Below are 15,340 nucleotides of genomic sequence, written 5' to 3' on the forward strand. Positions count from 1 at the left end.
GGTCAGCCTCAGTGGTAATCGTCTTCCATCTGGTGGCGCACCGCCAGAATGGTCACGGTCGAGGCGTCTTCGATTTCGAACAAGGCGACGTAGCCACTGTGCCCAAACGGGATCAGCAACTCGCGCAGAAAAGGGCTCTGGCCCGCCTTGCGGTAGATGAAGGGTGAACGGCCAAGACTGTCGACCGAGCTGGTGATCGCGTTCAGCGCCCGCTCCGCCACGTCAAGGTCTTCAACCGTGCTGGCCCGGTCCAGCAAAAACTGGTAGAGGCGGATCAGGTCGTCGCGGGCACCGGCGCTGTACCGGACCGCGAAGCTCACCCCTGCACCCGCTTCTGCACCTTGGCTCGGGCCTGGGTCAGCATCCGGCCCAGCTCGGCATGCACCTCGTTCGCAGCAAAGTAGGCCCCCGTGGCCCGCGCCTGTTCGCGCGAAGACAGCCCACGCGCTACGAACTCGGCACGGGTGCGTCGGCGCTCGATGGTTTCGCGCACCGAGGTCTCGATGAAGCCCGACAAGGTCTCGCCCTCCTGCAGCACGCTCTGAGCGGCATCACGCAATTGGGGATCGACGCGCAGCGAAGGCAGGGTAGCGGTTTTCATGGCGTTGGCTTGGTGCGTTGCAGTTGCGATGCATTCTAGACCCTGCCCCCCGCGAGGTCTACACCTCCACAAACCCCTCCCCGCGAAACGCGCGCGCCGCGTTCCCGCGCTCCACGCCGTGGTGCTGCCGCCAGCGTTGGTTGCGGGCCGCGCTGGCACGCGACCGCGTGACCAGGCCTGGCCGCCTGGGAAGCGGTGCTACAAAGGAGCCCCCGGCAAGCAAGGACAAGTCCAATCCATGAAGAAAAAGATCAAGCCCGGCTTCCAATGCGTCGAGTGTGGATGCTGGCATGACGAGCTGATGACGAATATCGGCTCCACGTTGCCCGACGATGTCTGGAAGTTGAGCTATATCGAACGCTACCAGCGCACCCGCCACAACGTGGATATCTGCACCCTGGACGAAAAGCGCCGCTTTATCCGGTGCGCACTGCCGGTCCCGCTAACGCACACGGACGGTGATTTCTACTGGGGATTGTGGGTCGAGGTCAGCCGCAAGGACCACGACCAATACCTGCGCACCATGACAGCCGGTGCCGACACGGGATACACGTTTGAAGGCCTGCTCGCCAACAACCTCAAGGGCTACGGAAAGCTCATTGGCCAGAGCGTCGTTGCAGAGGTCTGCGCCGTCTCTGCCAATCGGCCGCTGATCAGCATGTCGCCCCGATCAAGACACCGCCTTGCACTCGAACAGCGCAAGGGCATCGACCTGAAGCGGCACCACCAAATCATCGAGCCCTACGTCTGAGAGGCAGAAGAGCTGCTCCTTTCGCTGCTGCACGATCAACATGCCAAAACCCACCGACACCCTGACCGAACGCCTCTTTCTGTCCGGTATCGGCGCCCTCACCGGCGCGGCCTATGGCCTTCTGATCGCCCTCGCCATCTTCCTGATCAAGGATGCGTGGCACGCCCCCATCATCGGCTGGTCAGCCATCGTGTTCGCCGTGCTCGGGTTCTTCTTCGGCAATGTTGTGTTTGAGGCGCTGCTGGCGCTGATCCACTTTGTCTGGGGCCTGCTCAACGGCTTCATCACATTCACAGAATGGGAACGCCCCAAGAACGACGACACCACAGACTACCTGCGCAGCGTCATGCTGCTTGGCTTCGGGACCGGCGTTGTGCTCGCGATCGGGTTCTGGACCCTCTGACCACGGCTTGAGCCCCGCACACCACGCCGCCTCCCAAGCCCCTACCGCCCCCGCCACTGCGCCGGCGTCTTCCCCGTCCAGCGTTTGAAGGCGCGCCAGAAGGTGCTGGGTTCGGCGAAGCCGAGGCTGTGGCCGATGTCGGCCAGTGCGCGCTGGCTGTGGGCCACGGCGTGCAGGGCGGCGTCGCGTCGGGCTTGGTCCAGCAGGGTGGAAAAGTCCAGGCCCTGGGCCTGCATGCGCCGCGCCAGGGTGCGCGGGCCCAGGCCCAGCATCTGGGCGGCGCGTTCGCGGCTGGGCACCGGGCTGGCCTGGCCGCTGGGGCTTTGCAGTTGCGCGTCGAGCCAGCGGCGCAGCTCTTGCGCCAGGGTGTCGCTCTCGGGTGGCGTCAGCGCCGCCAGCCTGGCGGCGGCGTATTCGTGGTGCAGGTGGGCCAGTTGGGCGTCGGCCTGGGGCAGCGGGGTGTCCAGCACGGCGTTGTCCAGCAGCACGCCGCTGAAGGCCTGGTCAAACGCCACCGGGCACTGAAACACCTCACGGTAGCCGCCCAGCGGGCCCAGCGCCGCCTGGCTGAACTGCACCTTCAGTGGCCGCACGGCGCGGCCGGTGACCCAGCGCGAAAACGCCACCACGGCGGCCAGCACCGCCTCGATCTGGTGCGGGCTGAAGGCCAGCTCGCCCTGGCGCGGGTGGTACACCACCCAGCTCGCCTGCGGGCCCGCGATCACCTGGAACCGCCCGCCGTCGCTGATGAGGCGCTGGTATTTCTGCACCACCGCGATCGACTCGCGCAGCGTGGGCGACGACTGCAGCAGGTAGCTGACCACGTTGAAGCTGGCGGGCCCCACCACCGCGCCGGCCTTGAGGCCAAAGCCCGGGTCCTGCGTGCACCGCACCGCCGCGCGCCACAGGCGGGTGATGTGGTCGATGGGCCAGCGCTCGGCCTGCAGCTCGGCCGGGGCGATGCCGGCGGCGGCCAGCACCGCCTCGCGCGACACGCCCTGGCGCTGTGCCGCGTCCAGCACCGTGTTCACCCAGCTCATGGAGACCGTGGCCTGCAAAGTCAATCTGCTTGTCCTGCAAAGTCAATCGCTGGCGATGATAGACGGCTAACGTGTGCTCCAGAAACCGGCCACCCCAAAAGGCCGGCAAACAGCGCAAGGAGACAAGACATGGCAGAGCATTGGCAATCCGATGTGGTGGTGGCCGGGGGCGGGCTGGCCGGCATCGTCACGGCGCTGGAGGCCCTGCGCGCGGGCCAGAGCGTGACGCTGGTGGACCGCGACACGCCCGAGCGCTTCGGCGGCCTGGCCCTGTGGGCCTTTGGCGGCATGGCGCTGGTGGGCACGCCGCTGCAGGCGCGCATGAAGATTCCCGACACGCCCGAGCGGGCGCTGCGCGACTGGCTGCGCTTTGGCGAACTGGACCCCGACGACGAACACCCCCTGCAGTGGGCACGCCACTACGTGGAGCACTCGCGCCCACTGGTGCACGACTGGCTGCTGGGCGAAGGCGTGAAGTTCATGCCCGCGGTGAACTGGGTCGAGCGCGGCCTGCACGGCGACGGCAACAGCCTGCCGCGTTACCACATCGTCTGGGGCACCGCGCGCGAACTCACCCGACGCCTGGTGGACGCCCTGCGCCAGGCCGGCCAGGGCGGGCGCCTGACCGTGCTGCACGGCCACCGCGTCACCGCGCTGGAGCAGCAGGCCGGCCAGATGGCCGGGGCGGTGGCGGTGGACGAAGCCAGCGGGGCCGAGCTGCGCCTGCGGGCGCCGGTGGTGGTGCTGGCCATGGGCGGCCTCAACGGCGGCCACGCGCAGACCCGCGCCAACTGGCCGAAAGACCGCCCCATGCCCACTGCCATGCTCAACGGCGCCCACCCGTTCGCCGACGGCCGGCTGCACCACTGGGTGGCCGACCACCTGGGCGGGCACATCGCCCACGCCGGCGAGATGTGGAACTACGCCGCCGGCTTCCCCCACCCCTTCCCGCATTTCGAGGGGCACGGCCTGTCCGGCATCCCCTGCAAATCGGCCCTGTGGCTGAACCACCGGGGCGAGCGCATCGGCCCCGAGCCGCTGGTGACCGGTTTCGACACCCACTGGCTGTGCCAGCGCGTGGCCGCGCAGGCAAAACCCTGGACCTGGCACCTGCTGAACTGGCGCATCGCGGCCAAGGAGTTCGCCATCTCGGGCGCCGAACACAACCAGCGCATCCGCGACCAGCAGTTCCTGCCGTTCCTGAAAGAGACGCTGTTCGGCAACCACCGCCTGGTGCGCCAGATGCAGCGCGAGAGCCGCCACTTTCTGGTGGACGACACGCTGGCCGGGCTGGCCGCGAAGATGAACGCGCTGACCTGCTCGCACGACGTCGACCCCGCCACGCTGCAGGCCACCGCCGACAGCTTCGACGCCAACTTCGCCCACGGCAACCGCCTGCACAACGACGACCAGATCCGCCGCATCCAGCACGCCCGCCAGTGGGGGCCCGACAAGCTGCGCACCTGCAAGCCCGCCCCGCTGCAGCAGCGCGGGGCCGGGCCGTACATCGCCATTCAGATGCAGCTCATCACCCGCAAGAGCCTGGGCGGCCTGCGCACCGACCTGCAAAGCCGCGTGCTCGACGCGGCGGGCCAGCCCATTGCCGGCCTGTACTGCGTGGGCGAGGCGGCCGGCTTTGGCGGCGGCGGCGCCAACGGCAAGCGCTCGCTGGAAGGCACGTTCCTGCCCGGCTGCATCCTCACCGCGCGGGCCGCGGCGCGCTCCATCGCCAGCGGGCGCGCGCTCGGCTGAGGCCTTTCGCCGCCCCTCCCTTTTCGCTTCCACCCCGCCCAGGAGACCCCCATGCCCAACGGCGCACAAGCCCTCATGAAAACGCTGGTGGACGCCGGCATCGACGTCTGCTTCACCAACCCCGGCACCAGCGAAATGCACTTCGTGGCCGCGCTCGACCACGAGCCGCGCATGCGCGCCGTGCTGGCCCTGTTTGAAGGCGTGGCCACCGGCGCGGCCGACGGCTACGCCCGCATGGCCGGCAAACCCGCCGCCACCCTGCTGCACCTGGGCTGCGGCCTGGGCAACGGCCTGGCCAACCTGCACAACGCCCGCAAAGGCAAGGTGCCGGTGCTCAACATCGTGGGCGACCACGCCACCCACCACACCCGCTACGACGCCCAGCTGCAGTCCGACATCGAAACCGTGGCCCGCAACGTCTCACCCGGCTTCGTGCGCACCTCGCAAACCACCGCCGCCCTGTGCCGCGACGCGGCCGACGCCATCACCGCCGCGCGCGGCCTGCCCGGGCAGGTGGCCACGCTCATCTTGCCGGCCGACGTGTCGTGGGGCGAAGGCGGCGAGCCCTGCCCGCCGCCTTCGCTGCCCCAGCCCGAAGCCGCCAGCGACGCCACCGTGGCCACCATCGCCCAGGCCATCTCGGAAGCCGCGCGCGCGGGCCGCAAGACCGCCTTTCTGCTCGGCGGGCAAGCGCTGCGCGAGCCCGGCCTGCTGGCCGCCGCGCGCGTGGCCGCCCACAGCGGCGTGAAGCTGCTGGCCGAGGTGTTCCCCACCCGGCTGGAGCGCGGCGCCGGCCTGCCGCCGGTGGAGCGCATCGCCTACCTGGCCGAAATGGCCGGCGTGCAGCTGGCCGACCTTGAGCACCTGGTCTTGGTGGACGCCAAAGCCCCCGTGTCCTTCTTTGCCTACCCCGGCAAACAAAGTTATCTCGTGCCCGACAGCTGCACCGTGCACATCCTGGCCAGCCCCGAGCAAGACGCCGTGGCCAGCCTGCACAAGCTCGCCGCCGCCCTGGGCGCGACCCAGGCCCACCCCGCGCTGCAAGCCGCGCAGCGCCCCGGCCGCCCGCGCGGCAAGCTCAACGCCGCCAAGGTCTGCAAAGCCGTGGGCCACCTGCTGCCCGAACACGCCATCGTCATCGACGAAGCCATCACCTCGGGCCTCATGCTCTCGGCGCTCACCGCCGGCGCACCGCGCCACGACCTCATCACCCTCACCGGCGGCGCCATCGGCCAGGGCCTGCCCAACGCCGTGGGCGCCGCCATCGCCTGCCCCACCCGGCCCGTGCTCGCCCTCATTGGCGACGGCACCGCCATGTACACCCTGCAAGCGCTCTGGACCATGGCGCGCGAACAGCTCAACGTCACCTCCATCATCTTCAACAACGCCTCGTACTCGGTGCTCAACGTGGAGCTGGAGCGCGTGGGCGCCAGCGAAGCCGGGCCCAAGGCCAAGTCGCAGCTGGACCTGCACGGCCCGGTGCTCAACTTCGCCCAGCTCGGCCAGGGCATGGGCGTGCACGCCGTGCGCGCCACCACCACCGAAGACTTCTTGAAAGCGCTGGAATACGCGCTCGCCCACCCCGGGCCGCACCTGATTGAAGCGGTGGTGCCCGAATCGCTCAGCGGCGCCAAACGCAAGCTGCTGCCCTGGCTGCTGCGCTCCCTGCCCAGCCTGCCCCAGCCGCTGGCGCAGGCGCTCAAACGCAAGATCGCGCCGTAAAGGCCCAGGCAAAAGCGAAGAAGAAAGAAGGCACCAGCCAGGCACAAACGCCAGCGCGGCGTGTGCCAAATCACGCACACCCGGGCCCATACCCCTTGCCGTACGGGTAACAAGACGTACAGAATGGCTCCCAGAAAAACCACATCAGGGAGCCCTGTGGACATCCGCATCGACCGCGAACTCACGCACCCACAGGTGATCGCCCTGCTGCAAGAGCACATGGCCGGCATGCACGCCGAGTCACCGCCCGAGAGCGTGCACGCGCTCGACGTGAGCGCCCTGCGCGACCCCGCCATCACCTTCTGGACCGCCTGGAAACCGGCCAACCCCACCAGCGGCACCGGCGGCGGCAACGCTGAGGAAGAACAGCTGCTGGCCTGCGGCGCGCTCAAAGAGCTGGACGCCACCCACGGCGAAATCAAGTCCATGCGCACCAGCGCCCGCCACCTGCGCCAGGGCGCAGCCCGCGCCATCCTCACTGAAATATTGGCCACCGCACGGCAGCGCCGCTACGCACGCGTGAGCCTGGAAACCGGCAGCACGCCGGGTTTTGAACCGGCGATTGCGATGTACCGGCAATTCGGGTTTGTGGAATGTGGGCCGTTTGCGGATTATCGGGAGGATCCGTTTAGTCGGTTTATGACGCTAGCGGTGAATAGAACTTGAAAGGCCAACACCAATAGCCGAAATCACAGGAAACAAGTTATTAACAACGCCAAAAAAAACAAACCCATTCAAGTCCATGTTGACCAATGACATCAACCAATTAGCAAATCAATTGATAATATTCAAAGAGAGCCCACAAGGTGAGGCTCTTACTTGGATTGCACCATTAGCAGCATTAATTTCAGTCACAATTATTAAATTTATACTGAAGTGGCGAGAGCGAAGAATTGACAAGATAAGTGCAAGAAAATTAATACTGGCAGCAGGAGCAACTGCTTTTACAGAGGACGATTTTTATCGTGCCCGTCAGCACTACGTGGAACAGGATAGTGGAAATTTAGACCCAACCAATGAAAGAGACTTTTTAAGTGCACTTTCAGTAACAGCGCCGATGTACAGAACATTGGACACAGAGCTAAGCAAGGGCAACTATCGCCACGTCATCATTTTTGCAGATTCAGGCATGGGGAAAACCACACTGCTATTGAACTACTTCGCAAGAGAATGCAAACGGAGAAACGGTCGACGAATCGCAATTATTCCACTAAACAGACCAACCGCCATTGATGATATTAAGAAGATATCGAATCAAAATGAAACAACACTCTTTTTAGATGCATTCGATGAAGATGCTCATGCCATTCACAATCACCTCGATCGTTTAAGAAAGCTGATGATTGCCGCAACAGATTTTCAAAAAGTGGTGATAACCTGTAGGACACAATTTTTTCAGAACGATCATGACATTCCAGTTAGCACCGGTGTCTGGAGAGCCGGGTCTCGAAGTGCCACTGAGTCAGCAATGCATGAGTTTCGGCGAGTGTACCTAATGCCTTTTGACACCAAGAAATGCGAAAGCTATATAAAACTCAGGATACCGATATGGCGACATGATCAAAGAAAAATCGCCCTCAGACACATCGAAAGCTTGCATGATCTTCCGATGCGTCCGATGTTATTAGAGCAAATTCCCGATCTTGCGAGAGCAAAAGTAAAAATTAGAAATCTATTTGAGCTATATGAATTCATGGTCGAAACTTGGTATCAGAGAGAAAGAGACTGGATAACCCGTGACACTCTAAAGGCCACCTCAATAGCAATTTCTGTGTACATAATGACACACAGAAATGAAAATGAAACAAATACTTTAACTGCACAAGAAGTTGACAGAATATTAATTAAAGCTGGTATCAGCTTAGATACCAGCGAGCGTTGGGCATTGCGCACCCGATCACTTCTCAACAGAAACTCAATTGGCCACATAAAATTTGCCCATCAAACGATACTAGAGTATTATTTTGTACTATCTCTTATTGAAGGAAACAAGCAACCATTAGAAACCACTTGGACTGATCATAGTCTTTCTTTGCTAATGGACTGGTTCTCATATGCGAACCCAGTCGATGTAGCCAATGTGACAAAAATGATTCGCAGCACCGACATCCGACAAAGTGGACTTGTACCAGTACTACCCCCAGCCCCTCAAATTACCGGGACTATTGATAGACAAATTTTCGACACCTTAAATGCGATCCCAAAAACACCAACAGATATTCCGATGCCCTTAAGGTTTATCAATGCATTCACTCAAACTATTGATGCAAATATTGAAGTAGATGGGGAGTATTTTTGCAAACTCACCAGAATATATGATTTGGCCTTTGGTGCAATTTACACAATACCTTACGACCTCAACCGATCACACAAGGTTTGCGCCCATGCATGGAATATTACATGGGAATCCATTTTTCACAAAAGCATTGGTCGAAATGAGTTACCGCCAATGAACTACCTTGGGCGAATACTGTATTGCGCAAATTCACATCTTGGACCTGCAGCCGCATTCAATCGATACGACTTATACTGGCTGGGCAATGGCTCCGGAGGACTGCGATATGTATTTCGTTCACACAAAACATCCCACCCACCCATAAAGCTCGGCAGTAGATTTGAATTCGATTTCGAAACAAAACTAGAATACTTAAATACCCACAATATTGAAGTTTATAGAGTACTCAATCCACAGGAACTTGCTATTTGTATATCTGTGAGCTTTGCACCAGCAGAACACATTTGGGCGGAGGAAGCAGCCGATCTTGGGTGGGCGGAGAATCATATTAGACGCTTCAACAAATTAGACTCAAAAAAAATGCACAGTTTTTCTGTAAAACGGATAACGCACTCTTGAGATCGTTATGATCACTCATGCAGCACCGTCTTGAGCACTGCGCCGTAGCTGCTCTTCAACTGCACGTCCATGACCTCGTAGCGTTTGGGCCACTTGCATTTGGCGATGAGAGTCAGGTGGAGGACATCGAGAATTTATAGATCCAGCGCATGCATCGGGGGTCAGGTCTTGCCTTTTTCCCACAAGTCATATCCATAAAATAGGTGGAAAATTCCATCACCCCATCTTTCGACCCGTCCCAATGTCAAAGCCAAACCGCCTGCTCATATTGATGGTCACCACATGGGCAACAATGGGCTTAATAGACGCGCACTTGACCTTGGCCCCACAGTCGATCAGCAACGCGCAACGGGGTCAGGTCTTGCCTTTTTCCCCGCGGGAAAAGCCATAACGAAAAATAGACAAGACCCGGCCCATCACCATGCAAAAGTCAAACCCCTACACCTGCTGCAGCCTGACTTATGAATCTTTATCTATTTTCGCTGCTAGATGGTTTGCACACTGTTTTTCTCTACGGTTCTAGCGAGCACGCTTTGGATGAGTATTCATGGTTATCCATTATTTCATCTCTGTTTCTGTACGCATGGCTTGGCACATGGGTCGCCTTGAGAGAGGTTAAATGGATACCCAAGACCATCCAATCCGTGGCAGCGGTTTCATTTTTTGGATATCTGGTTGTCGCTGTTGCTTTTACCATTTTTGAGGACCGGGGGTTTTCGAAAACGGTACTCATTTTGGCAATCCTCTATATTTTCTATTTCGTGGTTTATTGCTTAGTGGCGCTGACATCGGCCTTCTTGGCAAAGCGACTATCTCGATAACCAATTCCTGTACGACACAACGCCCAATGGGGTCAGGCCCAGCCTTCTTTGCTCAGAGTCATATCCGTCAAACAAAAGGCCAGCCCGTCCCGATCACCTCTTTCCATCTCAAACAATCATCATCAATGACCATCAGCGTGCGTCGAACCAGGCCTGAAGATGCGGCGGCCGCGTGTCAGGTTGTTCGCGACTCCATCGAGCAATGCTGTGCAGAAGACCACGAAGGCGACCCGATGCGCCTGGACGCCTGGCTCAGCAACAAGACGCCCGACAACTTCCTCGCATGGATTCAACGCGACGACCTCTGCTGCGTTGTGGCGGAGGGCGAAGCCGGTGTGGTCGGCTTTGGTATGGCGTCGGCTGCGGGGGAGCTGTTGCTGTGCTACGCCGCGCTGTCGGTTCGCTTTCAAGGTGTCGGCAAGGCGATGCTGCAAGCGATGGAGTGCTGGGCCGTGGCCGCCGGGTTGACCGGGTTGCGGCTGGTGAGCACGAGGACGGCACTGCCGTTCTACGAACGCCATGGTTTCAAAGCCAGCGGGCCGGCCACCACCTTCGCCGGCATGGAAGGCCAACCGATGAGCAAGCGGCTGTCACGCGACGCAGGCGCTGGAAGGCGGCTGAAGCTGCTGTTCGTGTGCAGCCGCAACCAGTGGCGCAGCCCGACGGCCGAGCAGATCTGGCGCAAGCGCCCCGGGGTTCAGGCGCGCTCGGGGGGCACGAGCCCCAACGCCCGCCACACGGTGTCTGTCGACGACGTGCTCTGGGCCGACGTGATCTTCGTGATGGAGCAGAAACACAAGTCCCGGCTGGCCGCCGAGTTCACCGGGCTGCTGGCCGGCAAGGCCGTGCACGTGCTCGACATTCCGGACGAGTACAAGTACATGGACCCGGAGTTGGTCGAGATGCTGGAGCAGTCCGTCGCGAGCATTCTCGACCTCCCCTGAGCGGGTGAAGGGGCAACGCCTCCACAAAGCCCTCCCCGGAAACGCCCGCAACAAGGGCAATGGGGTCACGGGGTCACAGCAGCGGTGTCAGGTTTTGCCCCATGCCCCGCAAAGCGAACAGTCAAACCTCCGCGACCCCCACCACGTAGTTCTTCCCATAGGCCTTCGCGCATTTGGGGCAGGTGGTGTAGAAAAACCAGACCGATTTCGGCTCGCTGCCGCGGGCGCGAACCAGGTTTTCCATCTGCTCGTGCCAATGGCGGGTCTCTTGGTAGGGGCCTTCAAAGACTTTGGTGACGAAGTCGCCCGAGAGCGTGGTCATCTCTTCTTCCGGTACCGCCTTGGGCACCGCGAACAAGTGCTCACCAGCGAAAGATGAGGTGTCGCGCGAGAGCACGATGGTGTCGGACTCGTCGATGGCGCCCGCGGCTTCCATGTGTTTCTGCACGCGCGAGAACACCCTGCCCATGTCAACGGGCACGTGCATGAGGCTGTGCGTCTTGGCGCGCACGAAGGGCTTGTCGCGGAAGTGGAGCTCCTGCGCGTCCCAACCCTCGGGGTTGAACTTGGGGCAACAGCCGGTGGTGTTGACCGACATGTCGTAGTGGGGGAGTGCATTGGTCTGCATGGTGGGTCCTTCCTGAATGCTGCGCGTGGCACGCGCACAGCTTTCGTTATATGCAGCCAGAAGCCAGCGCAGTTGAGCGACATCAATGGGTCGCCACTTCCGCGCTCCTAAACGCAGTTCATCGGCAGGTGGGCGGGAAGAATGTCGGTCTTGTCGGTGCCCAGCGCCTTCATCTTGTCGGGCGCCTTCGCGTGGCCGCAGACCCAGACCACGGGCACGATGGGCGCGTCTTCCACCACGGCCGGGCGCAGGGTCAGCGTCTTGCCCTGCAGGGCGCCATTGGCGCGGTTGCCAAACAGGATGTGGATCGCGCCGCCGTCCACCGTGACCGACTTCACCACGTTGTTGACGATCTTGTCGGCCGCCGGCAGCCCGGCGCTGGCGTTGTCGTCGGGCATGGTCTTGGTGGCGGCCCAGGCAGCGGCCACCGGGTCTTTGGCGATCTTGGCCAGCGGCATGGCCTCGACGATGTTTTCGCGGATGTATTTGCTGGCCAGGTTGGGCACGGCCATGAGCGCGAGGATGGCGATGATGGCCACCACGACCAACAATTCGATCAACGAGAAGCCGTGGCGGCGGGTGTTGGAGGTGTTCACATGCGGGCGGGCGACCAGGCGCCGGGTGGGGATGGTGGCATTCTGCGGCATTGGCCCCAGCGGCAGCCCGGCCCAGCGCCAGCAGCACCCACGCGCCCGTCGCCAGACGGCTCACACCCCCGGCGGCATCCTGTCGAACACGGGCACGGCCGGGTCGAGGTGGTCCCAGGCGTGGCCGCGCACGCCGTAGGTCACCATTTGCGGCCGGTAGCGGCTCGGGTCGTCCAGGCTGGCGGCGTGCACGGTGAAGAGCTCGGGCATGGCCGCGAACGTGAGGTACACGGGCGATCCGCAGTGGGGGCAGAAGGCGCGGGTCTTCACGTTGCCGCTGTCGCCGACCATGTCCCACCGCTTGGCTTCGCCCTGGAGCGTCACGCGCGCCCTGCTCGCGAAGGTGAGGTAGGAGCCGTGCCCGGTGCCGCTCTTGCGCTGGCAGTCGCGGCACTGGCAGTCGCTCATCACCATCGGTTCGTCGGCGATTTCATACCGGATCGCGCCGCAGGCGCACCCGCCGGTGTATGCGTTGTTCATGCCTTTTTCTCCTCGTCGGCGACGGCGCCGATGTTTTGCACCACTTTTTTCCAGCCTTCGCCCATGCTCTTCAGGGCGCTGTCGTTCTTCGGGGTGACGAAGCCGGCGTGGACCAGGCGCAGCCGTGTCCCGTTGTCCACCCTGGAAAGGTGCCAGCTGACCACGGTGTCCAGCCGCGAGCCGTACCCCACGTTGGACTCGTGCCCGCCTTTCCATTCGTAGACGAGCCACTCGCACGGCACGACCTCCAGCACCTGGCAGTGGATGGTTCCGTCCCACGCGCCGGCGGGCTTGGTGTGAAAGGTGAAGCGCTTGCCTTTCACCGCTTCGAACCCGGTCGGCGCCATCATCCAGCGGCCGATCAGCTCGCCGGTGGTCAGCGTTTTCCAGAGCGTCTCTGGGGCGTGCGGGAAGACTTCGTCAACCACGATGTCCTGTTTCATGGGTCGATCTCCTTCAGAAGCGTGCGGAGGTTGGTGAATTGCTCGCGCCAGAACACGCCGTAGTGGCTCATCCAGTCGACAAGCGGTGCGAGGCCGTTGGGTTCGGCGCGGTAATAGACGTTGCGCCCCTCGGGACGTTCGGCGACCAGGCCGGCCTGCTTCAGCGACTTGAGGTGCTGCGAGATGGCGCCCTGGGTCACGCCACTGCCCCGGGTGAGCTCGGCCACGGTGATCTCGTCGCAGCTGGCGACCCGCTCGAACACGGCCCGGCGTGTCGGGTCGGCCAGCGTGCGCATGACGGCATTGATGGGGGCGGCTTCAATCATGGTGTCATATTAGTGACCTCTAATTGATTAGTCAACACTAATTTGTTGAAACTCTGGCGCGACTGGGCTGCTCGGCGCCACCTCTTTCGCGGACCACCCAGCGTCTTGCGTGCCGATTCGATACAGTGCCCGCATGACCGATCGAACCCCTCCCCTGATTGCGGCCCTGCTGGACCCGGCCCGCTACCCGCACCCGGTGGAGCGCGTCGAGCTGATGGAAACGCACGGCGCCTGGGTGCTGCTGGCGGGGGAGCACGCCTACAAGATCAAGAAGCCGGTGCGTTTTCCCTTCATGGATTTCAGCACCCTGGCCCTGCGCCGCCACGCCTGCGAGACCGAGATCCGGGTCAACCGGCGTTTCCAGCAACACGACCGGCCCGCCACGCAGCTGTACCTGGGCGTGCTGCCTATCCTGGGCACGCTCGAACAACCGCGCTGGGGCAAGGCCGGCACGGGCGACGAGGCACAGGCCATCGAATTCGCGGTGCTGATGCGCCGCTTTGACGAGGCCTGCCGCCTGGACCACCTGTGCGAGCGCGGTGCCCTGAGCCCCGAGCACCTGATCGGCCTGGCGCGGCGCATGGCGGCGTTTCAGGCCCGGGCCGCCGTGGCCGGCACCGGCCAGGCCTGGGGCCACCCGACCGCGGCCATGCGCTGGCCGCGCGACAACTTCAGCACCCTGCGCACGGCCTTGACCGGGCCCGCCGACGCCGCCCTGGTGCGCGAGCTGAGCGATTGGACCGAGCAGCGCTTCAACGCCATCGAACCGCTGCTCTCCCGGCGGCGCCAGAAGGGCCGCGTGCGCGAAGGCCATGGCGATCTGCACCTGGCCAACCTGGTGCTGGTCCGGGGGGACGGCGAGGACGAGGTCCTGCCCTTCGACGCCATTGAGTTCAACGACTCGCTGCGCTGGATCGACGTGGCCAACGACATGGCCTTCGCCTGGATGGACCTGCTGGGCCACGGGTGCCCCGGCCTGGCCAACGTGCTGCTGAGCGCCTGGCTCGACGCCAGCGGCGACGTGTCGGCGCCCACCGTGTGGAGCTTTTTCGCCAGCTACCGCGCCGGGGTGCGCGCCAAGGTGGCGGCGATCCGCCTGGGGCAGTTGGGTGGAAGACCGGGGGGCCCTTCGACCGGCTCGGGGGGACCGGATGCGTTGGGTACGGCGACAGAAGACGAGCGTGAGCACTTGCTCTCCGAGGCGCGGCGCTACCTCGCGCTGGCACGCGACATCGCCCACCCGCCCGGACCGCAACTGATCATCACCCACGGCCTTTCCGGCAGTGGCAAGACCTGGGCCTCCAGCCGCTGGCTCGCCGCCGAAGCCAGCGGGCGCGCGATCCGCCTGCGCTCCGACGTGGAACGCAAGCGCATGCACGGTTTGAGCGCGCTGGCGCCCAGCGGCTCGGGCCTGAACGCCGGGCTCTACAGCCCGCAGGCCCACACGGACACCTACACCTCGCTGCTGGCGCGCGCGCGCCGGCTGCTCGCCGAGGGCTGGACGGTGCTGGTGGACGCGGCCTTTCTGCGCGCGGCCGAACGCGCCGCGTTTGCCGCGCTGGCCGATGAACAGCGCGTGCCGTTCCACATCCTCGCCTGCGAGGCGCCGGCGGACCTGCTGCGCCAGCGCATCACCGAGCGGCAGGCGCGCGGGGCCGACGCGTCCGAGGCCACGGTGTCGGTGCTGGAGCAGCAACTGGGCTGGCTGGAGCCGCTGGATGCGGGCGAGCGGGCACGCCTGATCTGAGCGCCCATCCTGTCATGTCTGACAGGTTTCAGCGTCGGCGTTTTCAGGTACATTTTTTTCGCACAAGGAGGGCGAACGGGAAATGGTGGACAAATGGCCACCATTTCCCGAAATCATTTCATCCATCTCAAATCGCCCCCGAATTCCGTGATACGGCACTTCAGCCGAACGGAGGGGCGGC

Annotated in this window: 16 protein-coding genes; 8 read left to right on the forward strand and 8 right to left on the reverse strand. The window is 62.9% G+C overall.

The window, feature by feature from the left end:
* Positions 1-8 precede the first annotated feature (8 nt).
* Together AC07YZ_RS16570 and AC07YZ_RS16575 are read right to left on the reverse strand one after the other, a co-directional pair.
* Entirely contained in the window at positions 9-320 is a 312-nt protein-coding gene (locus AC07YZ_RS16570; protein WP_494795498.1) for a type II toxin-antitoxin system RelE/ParE family toxin, read from the reverse strand.
* Entirely contained in the window at positions 317-601 is a 285-nt protein-coding gene (locus tag AC07YZ_RS16575; protein ID WP_494795499.1) for a YlcI/YnfO family protein, read from the reverse strand. Before AC07YZ_RS16575 ends, AC07YZ_RS16570 begins: the two co-directional genes overlap by 4 nt.
* A gap of 238 nt (positions 602-839) precedes the next feature.
* Between AC07YZ_RS16575 and AC07YZ_RS16580 the strand changes: the two genes are divergently transcribed.
* Positions 840-1,352: a DUF2199 domain-containing protein gene (locus tag AC07YZ_RS16580; RefSeq protein ID WP_494795500.1), complete on the forward strand. Its 513-nt coding sequence runs from the start codon at positions 840-842 to the stop codon at positions 1,350-1,352.
* A 40-nt stretch (positions 1,353-1,392) separates the two neighbouring features.
* On the forward strand, positions 1,393-1,755 hold the full coding sequence (locus AC07YZ_RS16585; RefSeq protein ID WP_494795501.1) for a hypothetical protein: 363 nt from the start codon (positions 1,393-1,395) through the stop codon (positions 1,753-1,755).
* A gap of 41 nt (positions 1,756-1,796) precedes the next feature.
* Here AC07YZ_RS16585 and AC07YZ_RS16590 read toward each other — a convergent pair whose 3' ends face one another.
* Entirely contained in the window at positions 1,797-2,795 is a 999-nt protein-coding gene (locus AC07YZ_RS16590; protein ID WP_494795502.1) for an AraC family transcriptional regulator, read from the reverse strand.
* A 129-nt stretch (positions 2,796-2,924) separates the two neighbouring features.
* Between AC07YZ_RS16590 and AC07YZ_RS16595 the strand changes: the two genes are divergently transcribed.
* From AC07YZ_RS16595 to AC07YZ_RS16615, 5 genes are all read left to right on the forward strand, one after another.
* Positions 2,925-4,547 (forward strand): FAD-dependent oxidoreductase, encoded by a 1,623-nt coding sequence (locus AC07YZ_RS16595; protein WP_494795503.1) that lies wholly within the window; start codon positions 2,925-2,927, stop codon positions 4,545-4,547.
* Positions 4,548-4,598: 51 nt separating this feature from the next.
* Positions 4,599-6,269, forward strand: a complete 1,671-nt coding sequence (locus AC07YZ_RS16600; protein ID WP_494795504.1) for an acetolactate synthase large subunit — start codon at positions 4,599-4,601, stop codon at positions 6,267-6,269.
* Between the two features lie 123 nt (positions 6,270-6,392).
* Positions 6,393-6,935 carry a GNAT family N-acetyltransferase gene (locus AC07YZ_RS16605; protein WP_494795505.1) on the forward strand — a complete coding sequence of 181 codons (543 nt, stop codon included), beginning with the start codon at positions 6,393-6,395 and terminating at the stop codon, positions 6,933-6,935.
* A 76-nt stretch (positions 6,936-7,011) separates the two neighbouring features.
* Entirely contained in the window at positions 7,012-9,123 is a 2,112-nt protein-coding gene (locus tag AC07YZ_RS16610) for an NACHT domain-containing protein (protein WP_494795506.1), read from the forward strand.
* A 946-nt stretch (positions 9,124-10,069) separates the two neighbouring features.
* Positions 10,070-10,888, forward strand: coding sequence for a GNAT family N-acetyltransferase (locus AC07YZ_RS16615; protein WP_494795507.1), 819 nt, complete (start codon positions 10,070-10,072; stop codon positions 10,886-10,888).
* A 121-nt stretch (positions 10,889-11,009) separates the two neighbouring features.
* Here AC07YZ_RS16615 and AC07YZ_RS16620 read toward each other — a convergent pair whose 3' ends face one another.
* The 5 genes from AC07YZ_RS16620 to AC07YZ_RS16640 all read right to left on the reverse strand — a co-directional run bounded on the left by AC07YZ_RS16620 (position 11,010) and on the right by AC07YZ_RS16640 (position 13,412).
* Positions 11,010-11,516 (reverse strand): hydrolase, encoded by a 507-nt coding sequence (locus AC07YZ_RS16620; protein WP_494795508.1) that lies wholly within the window; start codon positions 11,514-11,516, stop codon positions 11,010-11,012.
* 107 nt (positions 11,517-11,623) lie between these two features.
* The gene (locus AC07YZ_RS16625; RefSeq protein WP_494795509.1) at positions 11,624-12,163 is read right to left on the reverse strand and encodes a pilin; all 540 of its coding nucleotides are present in this window, start codon (positions 12,161-12,163) and stop codon (positions 11,624-11,626) included.
* Positions 12,164-12,223: 60 nt separating this feature from the next.
* On the reverse strand, positions 12,224-12,643 hold the full coding sequence (locus AC07YZ_RS16630) for a GFA family protein (protein ID WP_494795510.1): 420 nt from the start codon (positions 12,641-12,643) through the stop codon (positions 12,224-12,226).
* On the reverse strand, positions 12,640-13,086 hold the full coding sequence (locus AC07YZ_RS16635; RefSeq protein ID WP_494795511.1) for an SRPBCC family protein: 447 nt from the start codon (positions 13,084-13,086) through the stop codon (positions 12,640-12,642). The genes AC07YZ_RS16630 and AC07YZ_RS16635 overlap by 4 nt, the downstream gene beginning before the upstream one ends.
* On the reverse strand, positions 13,083-13,412 hold the full coding sequence (locus tag AC07YZ_RS16640) for an ArsR/SmtB family transcription factor (RefSeq protein ID WP_264181825.1): 330 nt from the start codon (positions 13,410-13,412) through the stop codon (positions 13,083-13,085). The genes AC07YZ_RS16635 and AC07YZ_RS16640 overlap by 4 nt, the downstream gene beginning before the upstream one ends.
* A 133-nt stretch (positions 13,413-13,545) precedes the next feature.
* Here AC07YZ_RS16640 and AC07YZ_RS16645 point away from each other — a divergent pair, with 133 nt between their 5' ends.
* On the forward strand, positions 13,546-15,159 hold the full coding sequence (locus AC07YZ_RS16645) for a bifunctional aminoglycoside phosphotransferase/ATP-binding protein (protein ID WP_494795512.1): 1,614 nt from the start codon (positions 13,546-13,548) through the stop codon (positions 15,157-15,159).
* The last annotated feature ends 181 nt before the right edge of the window (positions 15,160-15,340 follow it).

It is taken from the genome of Hydrogenophaga sp. GW101-3F08 (assembly GCF_059424585.1).